This is a genomic window from Paraburkholderia terricola, from assembly GCF_900142195.1.
Classification (GTDB): Bacteria; Pseudomonadota; Gammaproteobacteria; order Burkholderiales; family Burkholderiaceae; genus Paraburkholderia; species Paraburkholderia terricola.
Genome location: NZ_FRAB01000054.1, coordinates 19,223 through 40,287 on the forward strand (window position 1 = coordinate 19,223; position 21,065 = coordinate 40,287).

16 protein-coding genes are annotated in these 21,065 nt (G+C 64.9%); 11 read left to right on the plus strand and 5 right to left on the minus strand.

Features of this window, described 5'->3' with window-relative positions:
- Positions 1-264: 264 nt before the first annotated feature.
- Positions 265-1,200 (minus strand): LysR family transcriptional regulator, encoded by a 936-nt coding sequence (locus tag BUE39_RS29610; protein WP_073432222.1) that lies wholly within the window; start codon positions 1,198-1,200, stop codon positions 265-267.
- Between the two features lie 194 nt (positions 1,201-1,394).
- On the minus strand, positions 1,395-2,480 hold the full coding sequence (locus BUE39_RS29615; protein ID WP_073432223.1) for a porin: 1,086 nt from the start codon (positions 2,478-2,480) through the stop codon (positions 1,395-1,397).
- A 123-nt stretch (positions 2,481-2,603) separates the two neighbouring features.
- Here BUE39_RS29615 and BUE39_RS34990 point away from each other — a divergent pair, with 123 nt between their 5' ends.
- Positions 2,604-2,741 (plus strand): hypothetical protein, encoded by a 138-nt coding sequence (locus BUE39_RS34990; RefSeq protein WP_159442606.1) that lies wholly within the window; start codon positions 2,604-2,606, stop codon positions 2,739-2,741.
- Positions 2,742-3,045: 304 nt separating this feature from the next.
- Here the strand turns inward: BUE39_RS34990 and BUE39_RS29620 are convergent, their stop codons facing one another.
- Positions 3,046-3,639 (minus strand): hypothetical protein, encoded by a 594-nt coding sequence (locus BUE39_RS29620; protein WP_235004994.1) that lies wholly within the window; start codon positions 3,637-3,639, stop codon positions 3,046-3,048.
- Between the two features lie 524 nt (positions 3,640-4,163).
- Between BUE39_RS29620 and BUE39_RS29625 the strand changes: the two genes are divergently transcribed.
- From BUE39_RS29625 to BUE39_RS29665, 9 genes are all read left to right on the plus strand, one after another.
- Complete coding sequence (locus BUE39_RS29625; protein WP_073432225.1) at positions 4,164-5,189, plus strand: bile acid:sodium symporter family protein; 1,026 nt, start codon at positions 4,164-4,166, stop codon at positions 5,187-5,189.
- 253 nt (positions 5,190-5,442) lie between these two features.
- Positions 5,443-7,296 carry an EAL domain-containing protein gene (locus BUE39_RS29630; RefSeq protein ID WP_073432226.1) on the plus strand — a complete coding sequence of 618 codons (1,854 nt, stop codon included), beginning with the start codon at positions 5,443-5,445 and terminating at the stop codon, positions 7,294-7,296.
- Positions 7,297-7,498: 202 nt separating this feature from the next.
- Positions 7,499-8,485: a LacI family DNA-binding transcriptional regulator gene (locus BUE39_RS29635; protein ID WP_073432227.1), complete on the plus strand. Its 987-nt coding sequence runs from the start codon at positions 7,499-7,501 to the stop codon at positions 8,483-8,485.
- Entirely contained in the window at positions 8,482-9,768 is a 1,287-nt protein-coding gene (locus BUE39_RS29640; RefSeq protein WP_073432228.1) for an AGE family epimerase/isomerase, read from the plus strand. Before BUE39_RS29635 ends, BUE39_RS29640 begins: the two co-directional genes overlap by 4 nt.
- Complete coding sequence (locus BUE39_RS29645; RefSeq protein WP_073432229.1) at positions 9,765-10,682, plus strand: carbohydrate kinase family protein; 918 nt, start codon at positions 9,765-9,767, stop codon at positions 10,680-10,682. Before BUE39_RS29640 ends, BUE39_RS29645 begins: the two co-directional genes overlap by 4 nt.
- Positions 10,683-10,801: 119 nt before the next feature.
- Positions 10,802-11,032 carry a hypothetical protein gene (locus BUE39_RS29650; protein ID WP_073432230.1) on the plus strand — a complete coding sequence of 77 codons (231 nt, stop codon included), beginning with the start codon at positions 10,802-10,804 and terminating at the stop codon, positions 11,030-11,032.
- A gap of 65 nt (positions 11,033-11,097) precedes the next feature.
- The gene (locus BUE39_RS29655; protein ID WP_073432236.1) at positions 11,098-11,343 is read left to right on the plus strand and encodes a hypothetical protein; all 246 of its coding nucleotides are present in this window, start codon (positions 11,098-11,100) and stop codon (positions 11,341-11,343) included.
- 60 nt (positions 11,344-11,403) lie between these two features.
- Complete coding sequence (locus BUE39_RS29660) at positions 11,404-12,405, plus strand: ion channel (RefSeq protein ID WP_073432231.1); 1,002 nt, start codon at positions 11,404-11,406, stop codon at positions 12,403-12,405.
- A 236-nt stretch (positions 12,406-12,641) separates the two neighbouring features.
- Entirely contained in the window at positions 12,642-16,229 is a 3,588-nt protein-coding gene (locus BUE39_RS29665; RefSeq protein ID WP_073432232.1) for an indolepyruvate ferredoxin oxidoreductase family protein, read from the plus strand.
- Positions 16,230-16,326: 97 nt separating this feature from the next.
- On the opposite strand, the gene BUE39_RS29670 is transcribed toward BUE39_RS29665, so the two are convergent.
- Positions 16,327-17,022: a copper homeostasis protein CutC gene (locus BUE39_RS29670; protein WP_073432233.1), complete on the minus strand. Its 696-nt coding sequence runs from the start codon at positions 17,020-17,022 to the stop codon at positions 16,327-16,329.
- 35 nt (positions 17,023-17,057) lie between these two features.
- Positions 17,058-18,335, minus strand: coding sequence for a sensor domain-containing phosphodiesterase (locus BUE39_RS29675; RefSeq protein ID WP_073432234.1), 1,278 nt, complete (start codon positions 18,333-18,335; stop codon positions 17,058-17,060).
- 387 nt (positions 18,336-18,722) lie between these two features.
- Here BUE39_RS29675 and BUE39_RS29680 point away from each other — a divergent pair, with 387 nt between their 5' ends.
- Positions 18,723-20,378: a Na+/H+ antiporter gene (locus tag BUE39_RS29680; protein ID WP_073432235.1), complete on the plus strand. Its 1,656-nt coding sequence runs from the start codon at positions 18,723-18,725 to the stop codon at positions 20,376-20,378.
- Positions 20,379-21,065 lie beyond the last annotated feature (687 nt).

The following is a 21,065-nucleotide window of genomic DNA, read 5'->3' on the forward strand; positions in this document are numbered from 1 at the left end:
TGCGTCTTTTGCGTCTTTTGCGTCTTTTGCGTCTTTTGCGCGTTTGGCGCGTTTGACGCGTTTGACGCGTTTGACGCGTTTGACGCGTTTGACGCGTTTGACGCGTTTGACGCGTTTGACGCGTTTGACGCGTTTGGCGCGTTTGACGCGGCAGGCCGCTTCCCCTACCCCCCGCGTGCGGCGCGCCAGTTAGCCCGACCATCACCGATAGGCAACTTTGGCGTCGTCCGTCATCACCGATGAACGGCGGCGCACCGCCAGCGCCTAACGCGCGGCCAACGCCTTGATCTGCTCCAGCGACGGCCACAGCGATTCGTTCGCGAACCGCTCCGCCAGGAAGTCGACAAACGAACGCACCTTCGCCGACAGATGCCGGCGGCTCGCATACACCACATGAATCGGCAGTTCGCGCGGCGGCACCTCGTCTACCAGCAACGGCACGAGACGCCCCGCGGCCAGATCGTCGCCGATCACCTCGGTGCCGAGCAACGCGATACCCGCGCCTTGCAGCACGATCACGCGTTGCGCTTCCAGATGATTGACGATCAGGTTGCCCGACAGACGCATGCGCGAGGCGTCGCCCATGCCGGGCGCGATTTCGAGCGCCGACACGCCCGCATAGTGCAGATAGTTGTGGCGAGCGAGATCGGCGACGGTTTTCGGCGTGCCGTGACGGCGCAGATAGGCCGGCGACGCGCACAGCACGAGGTGAGCGGTCGCGATCTGCCGGGCGATCAGCGACGACGACTTCAGCCCGCCCGGCGAGGCCCGGATCGCGACGTCGAAGCCCTCGTCGATCAGTTCGACCACGCGGTCGGACAAGGTCATGTCGACGGTGACTTGCGGATACTGCGCGGCGTAGTCGGCCACGGCGGCCATCACGTGGCTCAAGCCGAACGCCGACAGCGACGACACCCGCAAACGCCCCTGCGGCACGACGCTCGCCGCGCCGACCGCCTGCTCGGCCTCCTCGAGTTCGGTGAGCACCTGCGAGAGGCGCTCGTAGTATTCGCGGCCCGCCTCGGTCGGCGCGACGCGCCGCGTCGTGCGGTTCAAAAGACGCGCGCCGAGTTGCTGTTCGAGATGCATCACGTGCTTGCTCGCCATCGCCGCCGACATCTCCATCCGCTCGGCCGCGCCGACAAAGCTGCCGATCTCGACCACGTGGCGGAACACTTTCATGCTGACGAGGGTGTCCATCTCAATCGCTCGCTGAGGGAATTAATCAGCGTCATTTTGCAGGGTTTATCAACCAGACGGTGAGCGGATCGGCTGCGCGCGGACGTCAGAAACGTCAAAGCCCGCCTTCGGGAGAAAGCGGGCCTTGCGGATATTGCCGCGGCAGGTTAGCCGTCATGCGGCGACTGCCGCGAAGCGGACGCCGCGCGGCACGCTCAGAACTTGGCGCGCATGCCGACGCCGTAGGTGTTGCCGCTCGACTGGCCGGTGATGTGGTCGTACAGGTAGGCCGCGTAGATGTCGGTGCGCTTGGACAGCGGATAGTCGTAGCCGACCGCGGCCGTCTGACGGGTCTGGTCGAAGCCGCCGCCGTCGCGCGAATACGCATACGACGCCATCACAGTGCCCGGGCCCACCGGCACCGAGACGCCGCCCTGCGCGGTGTTCACGTGCCAGCTCGTCGAGGTCTGATCGTTGTGCGTGTACATGTATTGACCGAAAAGCTTCACGTACTTGAGGTCGTAGGACAGGCCGAGCTGCGCCACGCCCTGCGCCTTCAGGCCAGGCACGCCCGACGAATCGAAGCTGCCCAGGTCGCCCGGCGAGTTGTTGAAGTTCACGTACTGGTACACCGCGGTCGCCGCAAACGGGCCGTGGAAGTACAGCACCTGGCCGCTCCACTTTTTCGCGCCGTTCTGCGTCGTGTTGCCGAGTGCGTACATCGCGCTCGCGGAGAGCCCGTTGAAATTCGGCGACGAGTATTGCACCGCGTTGTTCCAACCCGAGTCGCCCGTCACGCCTTGATCGGTCGAGTAGGTCGGGAACGTGCCGAGTCCGAGGTAGACGTGATAGACCATCGGCGAGAAGACATACGAGTCGATGAACGGATTGAACAGGATCGTCGATACGAACAATTGAGTGGTCAGACGGCCGGCGGTGACCGTGCCGTACGGCGATTCGATACCGACATACGCATTGCGCGAGAACATCGTGTCGCCGCTGAAGCGGCCGTACTGGCCGTTCTGCGCGCGGAAGAAGTCTTCCAACGTGAAGATCGCCTTGTAGCCGTTGCCCAGATCCTCAGCCCCCTTCAAGCCCCAGTACGACGTGGACATGCCGCCGCCGGACACCTGCACCGACGTTTTGCCGCCCGGAAACTTCTGCGCGCCGACCCATTCGTCGACCTGACCGTAAAGCTGCACGCTCGATTGCGCAAAAGCAGACGATGCACTGGCCAGCAGAGCGGCACACGCGGTTGCCTTGAGAGTGGTCTTCAGCGCACGGCTGATGCTTGTTTTCATGGATTCTCCTGTCTTTGTCAAAAGGGGGTGGCTGTGCGAAAGGGGAAGCTCGCGCGAACCATTGTTGTTGTCCGTTCGGTGATCGAGCCAATCTGGGCGGGACCATCTTTGCGGACCATTTTTATGGACAAAAATATCGTTGGTTATTGCGGGTATATCGGTCTGATTAGTTTTGTCGCTTATCGGCCTGATAAAGCGCGTGTTCCAGCCGCCCGCGCGGCAGCGCCGCAAAGCTCGCCGCGCCACGAAAAACAGCGCTGACATTGCGCCGGGCCGGGTAACACCGCTTCAGACGACATGCGGATGACGCGCCGCCGCGCAAACCACCAAATTTGACGATGGGAGACGGTTCGCTGCCGAGCGTTTTCAAAAAAGTGTGGCGTCGAAACGTCAGATTGGCGGGGGTATTCCGGACGATGCCAAGGCCGCCTGGAAAACTGGCAAGCGCCGCAGTAATGCAGCGAAGGAGAGGAAGAAGGAAGCGAACAGCGCTTGTGGTACCCGCGAGCGAGCGTTTGCCTGCCCGTGCAACAAGAACGGCGACGGGTGCGTCACCGTGCGACGGCTAGTTCCGGTACGGCGAACCTTCCTGTTGACGCGGATCGTCCGACTGGCGCGGCATGGCGCGCGTCGAGCCGCGCTCTTCGTTATAGCGGGCGACGTCGGCGCGAATCGAACCGCTGCGAACCGGCCCATTGCCCGGCGGCCGCTGCGCGGAGCGCGATTCCGCGCTCACCGGCTTAATCGCGCCCGCGTACTGGATGCCGCCGCGTCCCGCGCCCGGATAGGCGGGGCCCGACGGTCCTGCAACCCGACGCATGCGCGGATCGTAGTTGCCGAAGCCGTTCGCGTAAATGCCGCCAGCCAGGTCCGCACCGCCGCGCGGCAGGCGCATGTTCCGGTCAGCCGTGTCGTTGCGGGCCGGCCTTGCGTTGGGCGCGCCGTAGTAACGGTTGTCGTTGCGCGCATCACCACGCATCGCATGTGCCGCGCCTCCCGACGCGTACCCACCGCCACCGCCGCCGTGCAGCATGCCCGGCGCTTTTGCATAGGCGAACGAGCACAGCGCGGCGATGACTGCGCCCAACACCCAGTGCTTCGTTCTCGACAACGCGTCCACCCAGTGACTCTCATGCCCGAAGACTTGCCTGAAACCCACCGTTCGAGCTGCGATGGACTTGTTCTGGGACTGGCACGAGCGCTGCGGATATATCGCGGCGCGGGAGCATCCCGATGGCCTTTGAAGCGTAATTTATGGGTGCTGACAAAGGGTGTCGAGCCAAAAAGTGTTATGCCCCAGCCGCGGATGTAACACCTTGTTACTGCGACGTTTTTCCGCGACAGTGCGCTTGCGTTAAAGCCTTGGAACAGCTTGCTCGGGGGCATCGCCGCGGGCACCTGGCTCACGCTTGCTTACGAACAATCGCCCCCGGATTCTTCGCCCGATTGTCGAAACCATGGACCGGACAAACCGCCTCGCGAATCTTGAACGGCGACCGCCGATAACCGGCCAGCCGCTTGCTCATGTGATTGGATGCAGGTTATTCATTAATGAATTCGGCAAATGAATTTGCTTTTTCAATCGATTTTCAACAACAATAGACGTCTCCCATAGCTTGAGGCTGGCGACTTGCACGCGCGTTTGCCGTGCGCTTTTCCGCATCACCGAATCGAGATTCCGACATGGCTCGCCCGAAACTGCTTCCCGACAACTTCACCTTGTGCCTCGTCGGCACCGTGATTCTTGCCAGCTTCCTGCCGGTTCACGGGCAGGCCGCCGCCGGGTTCGACTGGGTGACGAACGTGGCGGTCGGCCTGCTGTTTTTCCTGCACGGCGCAAAACTTTCACGCGAAGCGATTATTGCGGGGGCGACGCACTGGCGTCTTCATCTGGTAGTGCTGCTCAGCACGTTCGCGCTGTTTCCGCTGCTCGGCCTCGCCCTTAAGCCGCTCCTTTCGCCACTTGTCACGCCGGCGCTCTATGCGGGGGTCCTCTTCCTCTGCACGTTGCCGTCGACGGTGCAATCGTCCATCGCGTTTACTTCCATTGCGAAGGGCAATGTGCCGGCCGCCGTGTGCAGCGCGTCGGCCTCGAGCCTGCTGGGCATCTTCATCACGCCCGCGCTCGTCAGCCTCCTCGTCACTAACCACGCCGCCGGCGGCAGTTCGCCGTGGCATACGGTGGGCAATATCGTGCTGCAACTGCTGGTGCCGTTCGTGGCCGGGCAGTTGCTGCGGCCGCTGATCGGCAAGTGGATCGAGCGCAATCGCGGCGTGCTGAAATTCGTGGACCAGGGCTCGATCCTGCTGGTGGTGTACGGCGCGTTCAGCGAAGCGGTCAACCAGGGCCTTTGGCATCAGATTCCGCTCTCCGCGCTCGGCGGCCTGCTGGTGGTCAACGTCGTGCTGCTCGCGCTCGCGCTGGCCGCGACGATGTTCGTCAGCAAGCGGCTCGGCTTCAACCGCGCCGACCAGATCACGATCATCTTCTGCGGTTCGAAGAAAAGCCTTGCCGCCGGCGTGCCGATGGCCAAGGTCATTTTCGCCTCGCATGCGGTGGGCGCCGTGGTATTGCCGCTGATGCTGTTCCATCAGATCCAGTTGATGGTGTGCGCCGCGCTCGCGCAGCGCTGGGGCGCCCGCGACACCAGCGGCGAAACCCGCGCCGCCGCGCGCGAGCGGTCCGCCGCCGCCGTGGCGCGCCGTTGAATACGCGCGCATTGCAATCAGGACATTCATAAGCGCCCTCCCTGAGCGTCATTTGAAGAAAGCCGCCGCGTGCGGCTTTTTTGTTATTTCACGCGCAAACGCCGCCGCTGTCGCCTCGGCCGGACGGCATAGGCAAAATCCTGGAGGCGCCTGGCCTCGCGCACCAATCCAGTGCGACGCTTCACTAAAACTTCACTTAATTCCACGCCAGGCGGGCCGATAAGCCGAACGTCGATCGCTACGCCTACCCGCCATGCAACCTCGCTCGCCCTCCCGATTCGCCACGCCGCGCATCGCGGAGTTGATTTCCCGGCGCGATCTGTCCGCCGTATTCCAGCCGATCATCGATTTCGAGGACGGCGCGATTCTCGGCTACGAAGGGCTGATCCGCGGCCCGGCCGGCACGCCGCTCGAAGCGCCGTTCGCGCTGTTTTCGCAGGCGCTCGCCGAAGGCTGCGCGATCGAACTCGAACGCGCCGCCGCGCACACCTGCATCGAGGCGTTCGCGAGACTCGGCGTGGACGGCAAGCTGTTCCTCAACTTCAGCGCGGGCGCGATCCGCCAACTGGCCGACGCGCGCGAGGACACGCTCGCGCTGCTGCGGCATCGCGGGCTGGACCCGCAGCGCATCGTGATCGAGTTGACCGAGCAAAGCATGATCGCGGACGTCGGCAGCTTCCTGCCGGTGATCTCGGCGCTGCGCACGGCGGGCGCGCAATTCGCGCTCGACGACTACGGCACCGCCAACGCCAGCATGAATCTATGGGTGCGGCTGCAACCGGATGTGGTGAAGATCGACCGCTTCTTCATTCACGACATCGCCTGCGATCCGCTCAAGTTCGAAGCCGTGCGCGCGATGCAGCACTTCGCCAGCGCGAGCGGCGCGCAACTGGTGGCCGAGGGTATCGAGAACGAAGCCGATCTGATCGTGGTGCGCGACATGGGCATCGCCTGCGGGCAGGGTTATTTCTTCGGCCGCCCGCATGCGCAGCCGGCGCGCCACGTAACCGACGACGCCCGCGACGCGCTGCGCGCCGGCCATATCGCCGTATTTCCGGAGCCCACGCGCATGGCTAGCGGCGCGTCGCCGTCGGGCGGCATGGCGTCGGCGAAGATGCTGGTGCATGCGCCCGCGCTGCCGCGTCACGCCACCAACAACGACGTGCTCGAACTGTTCAACCGTCTGCCCGACCTGCACGCGGTCGCGGTGGTCGAACATGACGAACCCGTCGCGCTGATCAACCGCCGCAGCTTCATGGACCGCTACGCGCTGCCGTACCACCGCGAGCTGTTCGGCAAGCGTCCGTGCTTGCTGTTCGCCAACGCATCGCCGGTGATCATCGAGAAATCGATGACCGTCGAGCAGATGGCCAGGCTGCTCGCAAGCGACGACCAGCGCTATCTCGCCGACGGTTTCGTGATCACCGAAAACGGCAAATACGCGGGGCTGGGCACCGGTGAGAACCTCGTGCGCGCGGTGACCGAGGTGCGCATCGAAGCCGCGCGCTACGCGAATCCGCTGACCTTCCTGCCGGGCAACATTCCGATCAGCTCGCATATCGCCCGCCTGCTCGGCAACGACGCAGGCTTTCACGCGTGTTACGTCGACCTGAATCACTTCAAGCCCTTCAACGATCAGTACGGCTACTGGCAAGGCGACGAAGTGCTGAAATTCGCCGCCGCCGTGCTCGCCGACGTGTGCGATCCGACGCGCGATTTTCTCGGCCATGTCGGCGGCGACGACTTCCTGATCCTGTTCCAGAGCGAGGACTGGCGCGAGCGCGTGCTGCGCGCGATCCACGTGTTCAACGAGGGCGCGCAGCGCTTCTATGCGCCCGCCGACCGGCTCGCGGGCGGCATCCACGGCGAAGACCGGCGCGGCAATCCGACCTTCTTCGGTTTCGTGACGATGGCGATCGGCTGCGTGCGCGTGGCACCGGACGGCGGCCCCGCGCTCTACAGCAGCGAGGAGATCGCCTCGGTCGCGGCGCTGGCGAAGCGTCGCGCGAAGCACGAGACAAGCGGTTTCGTCCTGATCGACGCGGAGGAAAGCCTGACGTTATTACGCGGCCAGGCCGAGGCCGTTCTTCAAGCGCCCTTCGACTGAATGCGCAACAGCAACAGCCCTTGGAGCCACGATCCACGCAATGTTTAGTGAATTTTACTAAACGACAAATTCCGGGCCAACCTCAACATCTACGGGTATTTCCGGGTGTGGATCGCCGGTTTCCAAAGGTGTTTCCGGCGGGTTTTACTATACAATCGCCCGAATTCAAACACCGTGCGGCCCTGCTCGGCCGTGTCATTCGATGGCCACAACCATCCGCGACGTCGCCCGCGCGGCGAGCGTGTCGATCGGCACCGTCTCCCGTGCGCTGAAGAACCAGCCCGGCCTCTCCGAAGCCACGCGCGTGCGCGTGGTCGAAGCGGCGCGGCAGCTCGGTTACGACGCCGCCCAATTGCGTCCGCGCATTCGCCGCCTCACCTTCCTGTTGCATCGTCAGCATAATAATTTCGCCGTCAGCCCGTTTTTTTCACACGTGCTGCACGGCGTGGAAGACGCGTGCCGCGAACGCGGCATCGTCCCATCGGTGCTGACCGCCGGCCCCACCGAGGACGTGATCCAGCAAATGCGCCTGCACGCGCCGGACGCGGTGGCGATCGCCGGTTTCGTCGAACCCGAAACGTTGAGCACGCTGGTGGCGATGCGCCGTCCGCTCGTGCTGATCGACCTGTGGGCGCCCGGCCTGCGCTCGGTGAACCTCGACAACGCCGCGGGCGCCATGCTCGCCATGCGGCATCTGTTCGGGCAGGGGCGCAAGCGCATCGCGTTCATCGGCGGCTCGCTCGCGCACTTCAGCATCGCCCAGCGCGCACTCGGTTACCGGCGCGCGTTTTTCGAAGCGGGGCTGCTGTTCGACCCGTCGCTTGAAGTGACCATCGACGCCGGCCTCGACCCCGACAGCGGCGCCGCGCGCGCGATGCATCAGTTGCTCGACGCGCCCGGCCCACGGCCCGACGCCGTGTTCGCCTACAACGACGCCGCCGCGCTCGCCGCGCTGCGCGCGTGCCTCGCGCGCGGCCTGCGCGTGCCCGAGGACATCGCCATCATCGGCTTCGACGACATTCCCGCCGCCGCCCACGCCACGCCGCCGCTGTCCACCATTTCGGTCGACAAGGAAGCGCTCGGCCGGCGCGGCGTGGAGTTGCTGCTCGAAGACGCGCCTGCCGAACTGGAAATCCGCTTGCCCGTTCATCTCATTGCCCGTGCCAGTACTTTGATGGAAAAGCCATGACGCAATCCGATCCGCATCAACCCGCAAACGGCGCGGCCGCTGCCGTGCCGCCCGTCGACAGTTTCCGCAGCCGCGATTTCCTGCTCGCGCATGTGCAGGACACGCTGCGCTTTTACGCGCCGAACGTGCTCGATCCGAGCGGCGGCTTCTTTCATTTTTTCCGCGACGACGGTTCCGTCTACGACAAAACCACGCGGCATCTGGTGAGCAGTTGCCGCTACGTCTTCAACTACGCGATGGCGTATCGCCAGTTCGGCGACCCGCGGCATCTCGAGTACGTGCGCCACGGCTTGCGCTTCCTGCGCGAAGTGCATTGGGACCCGCACCACGAGGGCTACGACTGGGAGCTCGAATGGCGGGACGACAAGAAGCGCACGCTCGACGCCACGCGCCACTGCTACGGTCTCGCATTCGTGCTGCTCGCCTATTCGCATGCGGCGATGGCGGGCGTCGAGGAAGCGAGGCCGATGATCGGCGCGACCTTCGAACTGATGGAACACCGCTTCTGGGACCCCGCCGCCGGTCTCTACGCCGACGAGGCATCGCCCGAATGGCGCGTGAGTTCGTACCGCGGGCAGAACGCGAACATGCACACCACCGAGGCGCTGCTCGCCGCGCATGAAGCGACCGGCCACCTCGTCTATCTGGATCGCGCGGAACGGGTCGCGTCGAATATCACGCTGCGCCAGGCGAAGCTCTCGCAGGGGCTCGTGTGGGAGCACTTTCACGCGGACTGGTCGGTGGACTGGCATTACAACGAGGAAGACAGCTCGAACATCTTCCGCCCGTGGGGCTTTCAGCCGGGGCATCAAACCGAATGGGCGAAGCTGCTGCTGATTCTGGAGCGCTACCGTCCGTTGCCGTGGCTGCTGCCGCGCGCGATCGAACTGTTCGACGCCGCGATGACCCACGCATGGGACGAGGACCACGGCGGCCTCTATTACGGCTTCGGCCCGGACGGCACCGTGTGCGACCACGACAAATACTTCTGGGTCCAGGCCGAGACCTTCGCCACCGCCGCGCTGCTCGGCAAGCGCACCGGCAACGAACGCTTCTGGGACTGGTACGACGAGATCTGGCGCTATAGCTGGGCGCACTTCGTCGATCACAAGCATGGCGCGTGGTATCGCATCCTCACCTGCGACAACCGCAAGTACAGCGACGAAAAGAGTCCCGCCGGCAAGACCGACTATCACACGATGGGCGCGTGCTACGAGGTGCTGGCGCACGCACTGCCCGACAGCACGGCCGCTGCGAAGGAATCCGCGGAGCAGACGAAATGACCGACCTCAGCGCGAATAGCGCACTCCCTCTCTTCGTCTCGGCCGGCGACATCCTCACCGATCTCGTGCGCACTGGCCCCTCGCAATGGCTGTCGCGTCCGGGCGGCGCCGGCTGGAACGTGGCGCGCTGCGTCGCGCGGCTCGGTTTGCCGACCGCGTGCGCCGGATCGCTCGGCGTCGACAATTTCTCGGACGAACTGTGGAACGCGAGCGTCGCCGCCGGGCTCGACATGCGCTTCATGCAGCGCGTGGAGCGCCCGCCCTTGCTGGCGATCGTTCATCAGACGCATCCGCCCGCGTACTTTTTCATGGGCGAAAACGGCGCGGACCTGGCGTTCGACCCGGCGCGCTTGCCGGCCGGCTGGATCGAGCAGGTGAAGTGGGCGCACTTCGGCTGCATCAGCCTCGTGCGGCAGCCGCTCGGCGATACGCTGGCCGGGTTGGCGGCCGAACTGCGCTCGCGCGGCGTGAAGATCAGCTTCGATCCGAATTACCGGAATCTGATGGAGCATGGGTATGCGCCCACGCTGCGCAAGATGGCCGCGCTCGCCGATCTGATCAAGGTCTCGGACGAGGATTTGCGCCTGCTCTTCAAGACCGACGACGAGGCCGCCGCGCTCGCGCAACTGCAAGCCATGAATCCGTCCGCCGCCGTGCTGGTGACGCGCGGACCGGAAACGGCCATGCTGATCGACGGCGCGATGCTGACGGAAGCACGGCCGCCGCGCGTCGAGGTGGTCGACACCGTGGGGGCGGGAGACGCGTCCATCGGCGGCTTGCTGTTCAGCTTGATGACCGCGCCGCAGCGGGCCTGGCCGGAGCACCTGGCGTTCGCGCTGGCCGCTGGCGCGGCGGCTTGCCGGCACGCCGGCGCGCACGCGCCGTCGCTGGATGAAGTCGTCGCGCTGCTGTAATTCCACTGTCTTGCGCGGCGCGCATTGTCATGACGACGGAGCGCCGCGCCGCGAAAACCGAAGCTCGATCATCGTGCTAGCATGAAAAAACCGAAACCTTTGGAAGAAGGAGCGACGCCATGGACGACATCACCTACACCAAAGGCATCTACACGGCTACCGCCTCGGTAAGAGAGTTACAGACCGACTCGTACCAGGGCCTCGTCACCCTCACGCGCGACGAAGGCGGCGGAGCCAACGATCAGGAGACGACGGTCTACGAAGTGGAAGCGACTTCGTCGACGCCGGAGGAAGCGCTCGAGGAAGCCAAGGCGCTCGCTCACCGTATTCTCGGGGAAATCGAACTCTAGGTAGTCAAACCGGCGCCGCGTTGCGTCGCGCGCTGCGCCACCCGAACAACCGGCTGGAGGCGATCATGGCTGAACAGCTCTTCCTCTACGGCGTGTACTCCATTCACGTCCGCCCACTCGAACTCAATGGCGCGCGCTGGGACGCGGAATACGAAATCCGGCATCGCGAGAAAGCGGTCAAAACGTGGACCACCGTCGGCGGCGACGACGGTTACGCCGACGAAGCCGAAGCGGTCGCCGCCGCGCATCAGCAAGCCGTCAACGATATCGAGCACGGCGCCGGCATACCCAAGCCGCGAACATTTCCGTAGCGCGAACGCGCGCAAGGCGCCGTGCTACGCTTTGCGCGTTTTCATCTCCACGAGCACGCAATGGCTAGCGAACCCTCAGACCGATTTTCCGGCACCGGCCTCGGCGACGCTGGCGTGCGTGCGCGGCGGCGCCGCGCACCCGGCGGCCGCGAGATGCGCCTCGACGATCGCGTGGTGATCGCGCACGGCATGCCCACGCCGCTCTGGCAGGACCTCTATCACCGCGCGCTCGTGGTGCGCTGGCCGATGTTCTTCGTCTCGCTCGCGGTGCTGTTCCTGGTGCTCAACACCGCGTTCGCCGCGCTCTACATGATCGGTGACGAGGCGATCGCCAATCAGTTTCCGCCGGGCTTCGGCGGCGCGTTTTTCTTTAGCGTCGAAACGCTCGCGACCGTCGGATACGGCGACATGCATCCGCGAACCACCTACGCGCACTGGATCGCCACGCTCGAAATCTTCATCGGCATGTCGAGCATCGCGTTGGCGACGGGCCTGATCTTCGCGCGCTTTTCGCGTCCGCACGCCAAGATCATGTTCGCCCGTTATGCGGTCGTGCGGCCGCTCGATGGCCGCATGACGCTGATGGTGCGCGCGGCCAACGCGCGTCAGAACGTCATCGCCGAAGCGCGCGCGAAGCTGCGCATTCTGCGCAGGGAAACCACCGCCGAGGGTTATACGCTGCGCAAGCTCCACGATCTGACGCTCGTGCGGGACCAGCATCCCGTATTCAAGCTGGGTTGGAGCCTCATGCACGTCATCGACGAAAGCAGTCCGCTGTTCGGCGAAACCGCCGAAACGCTCAAGAATCGCGACACCTCGCTGCTGCTGACGCTCGAAGGGGTCGACGAATCCACCGCGCAAACCATGCAGGCGCGCTACGTGTGGACGTTCGACGAGATCTACTGGCAGCATCGCTTCGTGGACGTCATGAGCGAGGTGGATGGCGTGAGTCACATCGACTACTCGCATTTCGACGAGATCGTGCCGCTAGACGCGGCGCCGCTCGACGTCACGGCGCGGGCCGCCGCGACCGCGCAGTCGGATACGGTTGCCGGGAACTGAATACGCCGCCCGGGGCGTCGCGAGGGACACCAGGGCATACCCGAAGCCTCCGCCCGCCTGGCAAATCCCTCTCGAAACGTCGGCAAAATGCGCGACTCTTCTCGCTCATTCGCCGTCAGCCGTTCGAACTAGAAAAAATCTACTCTAATCGGCGCTGAAAAATAGAGTCTCTTTCGCCGCGTCGCCCATGTGGTCCCCACCCACGGCGCGCGGATGCAGATAATGGAGACTCACCCATGACCGCTCGCCTGCCCATCGATGGCACGCCCGCTCTCGCCGATTACAAGCTGTCCGATAACCTCACCGCGACGCGCGGCCGCATTTTCCTGACCGGCACCCAGGCGCTGGTGCGCCTCGCGTTGATGCAGCGCGCGCTCGATCGTTCGCGCGGCATGAACACCGCCGGTTTCATCAGCGGCTATCGCGGCTCGCCGCTCGGCATGGTCGATCAGCAGTTGTGGAAAGCGAACAAACTGCTCGCGGCGAGCGATATTCGCTTCCTGCCGGCGATCAACGAGGAACTCGGCGGCACCGCCGTGCTCGGCACGCAGCGCGTGGAGGCCGACCCGGAGCGCACCGTCGAAGGCGTGTTCGCGATGTGGTACGGCAAGGGCCCCGGCGTGGATCGCGCCGGCGACGCGCTCAAGCACGGCAACGCATACGGCTCGTCGCCGCATGGCGGCGTGCTGGTGGTGGCGGGCGACGACCACGGCTGCGTGTCGTCGTCGATGCCGCATCAGAGCGACTTCGCGATGATGGCCTGGCATATGCCGATCGTGAATCCGTCCAACATCGCCGACATGCTCGAATTCGGCTTGTACGGCTGGGCGTTGTCGCGATTCTCGGGCGCGTGGGTCGGCTACAAGGCGATCTCCGAGACGGTCGAATCGGGCTCGACCGTCGACCTCGACGCGCTGCATACCGAATGGACGCCGCCGCACGATTTCCAGGCGCCAGCCGGCGGCCTGCATAACCGCTGGCCCGATCTGCCGAGCCTCACGATCGAATCGCGCATGCACGCGAAGCTCGATGCGGTGCGCCACTTCGCGCGCGCCAACAGCATCGACAAATGGATCGCGCCGAGCCCGCACGCGAACGTGGGCATCGTCACTTGCGGCAAGGCGCATCTTGACTTGATGGAGACGCTGCGCCGGCTCGATCTGACGGTCGCCGATCTGGACGCCGCCGGCGTGCGGATCTACAAGGTCGGCTTGTCGTTTCCGCTGGAGATGACGCGCATCGACGCGTTCGTTGCCGGTTTGTCCGAAGTGCTGGTGATCGAGGAGAAGGGCCCGGTCATCGAACAGCAGATCAAGGACTATCTGTACAACCGCACGCAAGGCACGCGGCCGATCGTGATCGGCAAGCATGCCGAGGACGGCACGATGCTGCTGTCGTCGCTCGGTGAATTGCGGCCTTCGCGTATCTTGCCGGTGTTCGCGAACTGGCTCGCCGAACACAAGCCCGCGCTCGACCGGCGCGAGCGCGTGGTCGATCTGGTCGCGCCGCACATTCTCTCGAACGCCGCGGACAGCGTGAAGCGCACGCCGTATTTCTGTTCGGGCTGCCCGCACAACACATCGACGAAAGTGCCGGAAGGATCGATCGCGCAAGCGGGCATCGGCTGTCACTTCATGGCTTCGTGGATGGAGCGCGACACGACGGGGCTGATCCAGATGGGCGGTGAAGGCGTCGACTGGGCGTCGCATTCGATGTTCACGAAAACGCGTCACGTGTTCCAGAATCTCGGCGACGGCACGTACTTTCATTCGGGCATTCTCGCGATCCGCCAGGCGGTGGCCGCGAAAGCCACCATCACGTACAAGATTCTCTATAACGATGCGGTTGCGATGACGGGCGGGCAGCCGGTCGACGGCAGCATCTCGGTGCCGCAGATCGCGCGCCAGGTGGAAGCCGAAGGCGTGTCGCGCTTCGTCGTGGTGAGCGACGAGCCGGAGAAATACGACGGCCATCACGATCTGTTTCCGAAGGGCACGACGTTTCACCATCGCAGCGAAATGGACGCCGTGCAGCGCCAGTTGCGCGACACCGACGGCGTCACAGTGCTGATCTACGACCAGACCTGCGCGGCGGAAAAACGGCGCAGAAGGAAGAAAGGCGAATTCCCCGATCCCGACAAGCGTCTGTTCATCAACGAGGAAGTCTGCGAAGGCTGCGGCGATTGCGGCGTGCAATCGAATTGCCTGTCGGTGGAACCCGTTGAAACGGCATTGGGACGCAAGCGGCGCATCGACCAATCGTCGTGCAACAAGGATTATTCCTGCGTGAACGGCTTCTGCCCGAGCTTCGTCACCGTGGAAGGCGGCAAGCTGAAGAAAGCCGCGGGCGTGGCGTTCGATCCGCAAGCGCTGGCGGCGCGCGTCGCTGCGTTGCGCGTTCCCGCGACGCATCTCGACGCCGCGCCCTACGACATTCTGGTGACGGGCGTCGGCGGGACCGGCGTCGTGACGGTCGGCGCGTTGATCAGCATGGCGGCGCATCTGGAAGGCAAGAGCGCGTCGGTGCTCGACTTCATGGGCTTCGCGCAAAAGGGCGGCTCGGTGCTGTCGTTCGTGCGCTTCGCCGCGCGCGACGAGTGGCTCAACCAGGTGCGGATCGACACGCAACAGGCCGACGTGCTGCTCGCCTGCGACATGGTGGTGGGCGCGAGCGCCGATGCGCTGCAAACGGTGCGTCATGGCCGCACGCGCATCGTCGTGAATACGCATGCGATTCCGAATGCGAGCTTCGTGCAGAACCCCGACGCGACGCTGCATGCGGATGCGCTGATCGACAAGATGCGTCACGCGGCGGGTGCGGAACGCATGTCCACGTGCGACGCGCAAGCGCTTGCCACGCGCTTTCTCGGCGACACCATCGGCGCCAACATTCTGATGCTCGGCTATGCGTGGCAGCTCGGTCTCGTGCCGGTATCGTTCGCCGCGATGATGCGCGCGATCGAGTTGAACAACGTCGCCGTGCAGATGAATCAGTTGGCGTTCTCGATCGGCCGGCTCGCCGCCGAAGACCCCGCCGCGCTCGAAGCATTGTGGGAAGCGCGGCATGTCGCGAAGCAAACGGTGCGCGTCGATACGCTCGATGAAGTGATCGCGCATCGCGAGGGGCGTCTGCAAACGTATGGCGGCGAGCGCTATGTGAAGCGTTATCGCGCGCTGGTGGATGCTGCACGTCGCGCCGAGACCGCGGTGGACGCACGGAGCGAGCGCCTCACGCGCGCGGTGGCGACCACGTTCTACCGTCTGCTCGCCGTGAAGGATGAATACGAAGTGGCGCGCCTGCATACGGACGCCGCATTCCGCGAGGCGCTCGAAGCGCAATTCGAAGGCGTGGCGGGCAAGGACTTCGGCATCAGGTTCAATCTCGCGCCGCCGACGCTGACGCATCCGCAGCCCGGCATCAACCCGGCCAAAAAAACCTTCGGTCAATGGATGTGGCCGGTGCTCGGCATGCTGGCGAAATGGCGCGGCCTGCGCGGCACGATGCTCGATCCGTTCGGCCGCACGCTCGAACGCAAGATGGAGCGCGAACTCGCCGACGATTACGAAACCACGCTGCAACGCGCGTTTGCAAAGCTCAACGCGAACAACCTGGAAGACGTCGCGAAGCTGGCCGACCTGCATGCCCGCGTGCGCGGTTATGGTCACGTGAAGCTGGCGAATCTGGCGGGCGTGAAGCGTGGCGAACGCGATCTCGCCGCGCGCTTGCAGATCGAAGCAGCAACGGGCGCGTGCGTGAAGAAGTCGCTGGAAGAGGTGAAAGGCGCCGGGCAGTTGCGCGGCATTCCGGTGGTGGTCGCGAAGTAAGGCTCGTGTGCGTGGGCATGTGCGTGTTGCAAATGCCGCTTCGGGGTTCGGCTCCGAAGCGGCATTTTTTATCGCGCTTTGCACGCGCTATGCCGCGCTATGCCGCGTTCAGCAGCGCTCTCACTTGCGCAACCCTGGCGGCATCGACCGGCGCGAGCCCCTTGCCGCCGACGCGCACGCCCGAGCCGAAATGCACCGCTTGCACTTGCGTCGCGCGGACGAAGCCGGCAACCGCGTCGACCGTCAAGCCCGCGCCGGCCAGCACCGTGCAATGCGAGCCGGACGCTTGCCTGACCAGGTCGCCTAGCGTTGCTTGCGCGTCGAGCACCGAGGCTTTTCCGCCCGACGTCAGCACGTTCGTCACCGCTTCGAATTCGAGCAGCACGTCGAGCGCTTCTTGCAGATCGCGCGCTTCGTCGAATGCGCGGTGGAAGGTGATCGCAAGGCCGTCGGCCGCGTCGATCGCGCGGGCGAGTGTGTCGCGGTCGATCTGCCCTGCCTGGGTCAGCATGCCGATCACCACGCCGTTGGCGCGCGCCGCTTTTGCCGCGCCCACGTCGCGCAGCATGACCGCGGAGTCGTCGGCGTCGTAGACGAACGAGCGGCTGTGCGGCCGCACGATCACATTCACAGGAATATCAACCGCGCTCACCACCGCTTCGATCAAGCCGACGCTCGGCGTCAGGCCGCCCTCGCCCATCGCGGTGACGAGTTCGAGACGGTCGGCGCCGGCTTGCGCGGCGAGGCGCGCATCGGCCACCGTGGTGGCAATGACTTCGAGCAGAACGGACATGAGGATGAAAGCGCGTCGTGGAAAACGACATCATCTCAGAACCGCTCTTCGTCCACCCAGTCGATGTCGCCGCACAGCACGCAGGTTTGCGCGCCGACGCGCGTCGCCACCGAAAGCGTCACGCACGGCAACGCCTCGTTGATCGACAGATACGGACGCGTCACATGCACGCGTTCCGGCGCATTGATCGCCGCGCGGAAATATGGACGACGCAGCCAGTTCGCCCCTTGCGCGTCGGCGAGCGGCAGAAAGCGCGTTTCATGCGCCGCGCGATCGGCGCGCAGCACGACATTGCGGCCCGCCTGCCGGCCTTTCGAATCGAGCAGGAAACAGCGCGCGGCGTGATCGAGCGCGAGAAAATTCCAGCAGACCTCCTCTAGCGGCTCGCCGGCGGCAAGCCGCTCGGCCGCGCGCTCGAAGGCGCGCAGATACGGTGCGAGGCGGCTCGCATTGTGGCGCTCGCGCGCTTCGGCCTGTTCGCGATAGCGCTCGGTGAGGTCGCTGATGCAAGTCGTCGCCTGGAGGGCGTCCGCCGCGGCGGGGCTCGGGCGGCCGAAAAAGAAACCCTGCACGAAGTCGGCGTTGCAGGCGAGCGCCATCTGCGCTTCGTGCTCGGTTTCGACGCCTTCGATCAGCACGAGCTTGCCCGCTTCGTGCAGCAGCGCGACGAGTCCCGGCAAGATCGTCGCCATGTCGGCGCGATGCGCGGCGTGCGAGAGCATGATGCGGTCGAGCTTCACGATGTCCGGGTTCAGTTGCCAGATCCGCTCGACGTTCGAATGTCCCGCGCCGAAATCGTCGAGCGCGATCAGGAAGCCGCGGTCGCGGAACTGGCGCACGGCGTCGGCGAGACGTTCGAGATCTTCCGCGCGCTGTTCGAGCACTTCGAGCACGATGCGCCGCGGCGGCAGATCGAGCCGCCGCAGATTGGCCAGCAATGCGGCGGCGTGGTACGGATCGGTGAGCGCGCCGGGATGCACGTTGAGGAACAGCCATTCGCGCTCGGCGCCGAGCACCTTGAAGTTTTCCAGATGCAGCGTCTGCGAGAGCCGGTCCAGTTGAAGGACGTCGCCGACCCGCGCGGCCTCGCCGAATACATCGAGCGGCGACACGGGACGGTCGAGCGCGTCGTGCGCGCGCAGCAGTCCCTCGTAGCCGACCGCCCGCATATGCGAGAGGCTGAAAATCGGTTGAAACACGCTGGTGAGCGTCAGCTCGCCATGCTGCACCGAAAAACGTTCGAGTCCCGACGTCACCTCGACGTCGAAACCATGCGGCGCACTGGCCGTCCTTTCCTGCTGCGCAATCGTCATGCGATCCTCTCACGCGAAAGCCGGGCCGGTCCGAACGCGGAAGCGAGCAACCTCGGCGCCGTCTCTCTCAAAATGTGCGTTGTCGATATGGGTTAAGCAAGCTCCATGCGCGCGCTAACGCACCTTGGTAAGTAATTCGCATGAAAGATTGCACCGGCAAAAGGGCCAATGCGCCGCGCGTGGGCGCGGCAGGCACTCTTTAGGTGCGCCGCCCGGTTCGCGCGCTCGCCTGCCTCGTTCGCGGCGGCTCACTCGCTCGAAGCCGCGCCGGGGTCGCATGGGCGTCGCGCGTCCTCGGGCTAAACTTCGGCCTTCCGCCCTGCGCGGCATGACGCGGCGAGGCCGTCGACATCGCGAATAAACACGTTATAGGCTCAGAACAGACCGATGGAAATTGTCTTCACCGTATTGATTCTTTTGCTTGCGGTTGCCGCGTCAGGCGTCGTCACGCGCCTCTTGCCGGTCACGTTGCCGCTGCCGCTCGTGCAGATCGCGATCGGCGCCATGCTCGCGTGGCCGCGGCTTGGACTGCACGTCACGTTCGATCCGGAAATCTTCATGATGCTGTTCATTCCGCCGCTGCTGTTCGCGGACGGATGGCGCATTCCCAAGCGCGAATTCTTCATGGCGCGCCGCGCGATCCTGATGCTCGCGCTCGGGCTGGTTTTCATGACGGTGCTCGCGGTCGGCTACTTTGTCCATGAACTGGTGCCGTCGATGCCGCTGCCGGTGGCATTCGCGCTCGCCGCGGTGCTGTCGCCGACCGATGCCGTGGCGCTCTCCGGCATTGCCGGCAAGGGCAAGATTCCCGGACGGCTCATGCATATCCTCGAAGGCGAGGCGTTGATGAACGACGCGTCGGGCCTCGTCGCGTTGAAGTTCGCGATTGCCGCGGCATTGACCGGCGTGTTCTCGCTGCGCGACGCGTCGATCAGCTTCGTGATCATCGCCGCCGGCGGACTCGCGACGGGCGCGGCCGCGAGCTGGCTGTTCAGCATTGTGTCGACACGCTTTCTGAACCTCACGGAAGAAGGCGATCCGGCGCCGATCGTCGTGATGACGCTGTTGATTCCGTTCGCCGCTTATCTGATCGCCGAGCGTTTGGAGTTATCGGGCATTCTCGCCGCGGTCGCGGCCGGCATGATGATGAATTACACGAGCATCGTGAACGCCGGCTCGGTGTCGTCGCGCATCCGTGCAAACAGCACGTGGACGATGATCGAGTTCGTCTTCAATGGCATGGTGTTCATTCTGTTGGGGCTGCAGTTTCCGCACATTTTCGGCCGGGCTCTGCTCGACGCGCACGAGACCGGCGATGCGCAGGTGTGGCTGCTGATCGGCTACATCGCCGCGGTCGGGGCCGCGCTGTATGCGATGCGCTTCGTGTGGGTGTGGCTGCTGCGCTGGTTCGCGAGCCGCGGCGCGGCGAAGCACGGCGTGGCGAACGCGGTGCCGGGCTTGCGCACGGTGGCGGTGACGACGGTGGCCGGCGTGCGCGGCGCGCTGACGCTGGCGGGCGTGCTGTCGTTGCCGGAGGTGTTGCCTGGCGGCGTGCCGTTGCCGGGCCGCGACCTCGCGATTTTCATCGCGTCGGGCGTGATTCTGCTGTCGCTGCTGGTCGCGGTGGTTGCCTTGCCGTTGTTGCTGCGCGGCTGGCGGCGCGGCAAGGATCCGCATGCGGCGGAGGAAGTTTTCGCGCGCAAGCTGGCGGCGCAGGCGGCGATTCGCGCTGTCGACGATGTGCACGACAGCGAGTGCGCGAATCTGGACGAAGCGGCGTCGGCGTATGCCGCTGATGTGACCGCGCGCGTGATGGACCTTTATCGACGGCGGCTCGCCACGCTCGGAGAGGACCAGGAGCCGCGCGAGTTGGCGCGCCGCGCCGATGCGTTGGAGTTCAGGATGAAGCTGGCGGCGATGCGGGCCGAGAGGAAGACGCTGCTCGCGCTGCGTGGTTCTCAGGCGATTAACGATGAAACTTTGAACAAGCTCATGCGGGAGGTGGATTTGTCGGAGACGGCTTTGACTGTTCGGAGGCGGTAAGGGTTTGGCCTGCTCGGCGGTTTGGGTTGTGGTTGTGGGCTTGGTTTGTTGGGCTTGGGTTGTTGGCCTTTCCTTGCTGGCTTAGTGGTCTATTAGCGTTGCCCCTGTGCGGGGCGGCACCTACTTTCTTTGCCGCCGCAAAGAAAGTAGGCAAAGAAAGCGGCTCACACCGCCAGCTTTGAAGCGGGTCTCCTGGCTTGGAGGGGATCGTGGTGCATCTGGAATCCGTGTTCTCGCCCACTCCGCGCTCGTGACACAGCAGTCATTCTTCCGGCGACGCTGCGCGCGCCGTCGCGGTACTTCATAAAGTCGCACGGCGCTTCTGCGGTCGGCAGCAGTTCTCGATGCCGCAGACAGCTTCCGCCGTCAGCCGCAGTTCTCCAAACCAATAGCGCTGCGTGCGCCCGGCGTCACTGCATCGAATGCTGGCGAGTTGCCGACAATTTGCCGGCGCATCGGCGCGCGGCCGGACGCTCAGCACGGCGACCGGCGACCCGCCTCACAACCCACAACCGGTGTCCTGTGCAACCAGCGACACGTCTGAAACAGCACCTGGCTTTTCGGCGTCTCGCCGAGGCGAAGCCGATGGCCCCCACCGCGCCCAATGAAACCGCTGGTTTCCGTGCGCGCCGCTTCCGGCGAGCGCGCAGCGCGAGGCGGGAAGTATGACTGCCTTGTCACGAACGC

Excerpts from the sequence above, each read along its gene's own strand:
- BUE39_RS29610 (WP_073432222.1), bottom strand. The coding sequence starts at position 1,200 with ATGGACACCCTCGTCAGCATGAAAGTGTTCCGCCACGTGGTCGAGATC.
- BUE39_RS29615 (WP_073432223.1), bottom strand. The coding sequence starts at position 2,480 with ATGAAAACAAGCATCAGCCGTGCGCTGAAGACCACTCTCAAGGCAACC.
- BUE39_RS34990 (WP_159442606.1), top strand. The coding sequence starts at position 2,604 with ATGGACAAAAATATCGTTGGTTATTGCGGGTATATCGGTCTGATTAGT.
- BUE39_RS29625 (WP_073432225.1), top strand. The coding sequence starts at position 4,164 with ATGGCTCGCCCGAAACTGCTTCCCGACAACTTCACCTTGTGCCTCGTC.
- BUE39_RS29630 (WP_073432226.1), top strand. The coding sequence starts at position 5,443 with ATGCAACCTCGCTCGCCCTCCCGATTCGCCACGCCGCGCATCGCGGAG.
- BUE39_RS29635 (WP_073432227.1), top strand. The coding sequence starts at position 7,499 with ATGGCCACAACCATCCGCGACGTCGCCCGCGCGGCGAGCGTGTCGATC.
- BUE39_RS29640 (WP_073432228.1), top strand. The coding sequence starts at position 8,482 with ATGACGCAATCCGATCCGCATCAACCCGCAAACGGCGCGGCCGCTGCC.
- BUE39_RS29645 (WP_073432229.1), top strand. The coding sequence starts at position 9,765 with ATGACCGACCTCAGCGCGAATAGCGCACTCCCTCTCTTCGTCTCGGCC.
- BUE39_RS29650 (WP_073432230.1), top strand. The coding sequence starts at position 10,802 with ATGGACGACATCACCTACACCAAAGGCATCTACACGGCTACCGCCTCG.
- BUE39_RS29655 (WP_073432236.1), top strand. The coding sequence starts at position 11,098 with ATGGCTGAACAGCTCTTCCTCTACGGCGTGTACTCCATTCACGTCCGC.
- BUE39_RS29660 (WP_073432231.1), top strand. The coding sequence starts at position 11,404 with ATGGCTAGCGAACCCTCAGACCGATTTTCCGGCACCGGCCTCGGCGAC.
- BUE39_RS29665 (WP_073432232.1), top strand. The coding sequence starts at position 12,642 with ATGACCGCTCGCCTGCCCATCGATGGCACGCCCGCTCTCGCCGATTAC.
- BUE39_RS29670 (WP_073432233.1), bottom strand. The coding sequence starts at position 17,022 with ATGTCCGTTCTGCTCGAAGTCATTGCCACCACGGTGGCCGATGCGCGC.
- BUE39_RS29675 (WP_073432234.1), bottom strand. The coding sequence starts at position 18,335 with ATGACGATTGCGCAGCAGGAAAGGACGGCCAGTGCGCCGCATGGTTTC.
- BUE39_RS29680 (WP_073432235.1), top strand. The coding sequence starts at position 18,723 with ATGGAAATTGTCTTCACCGTATTGATTCTTTTGCTTGCGGTTGCCGCG.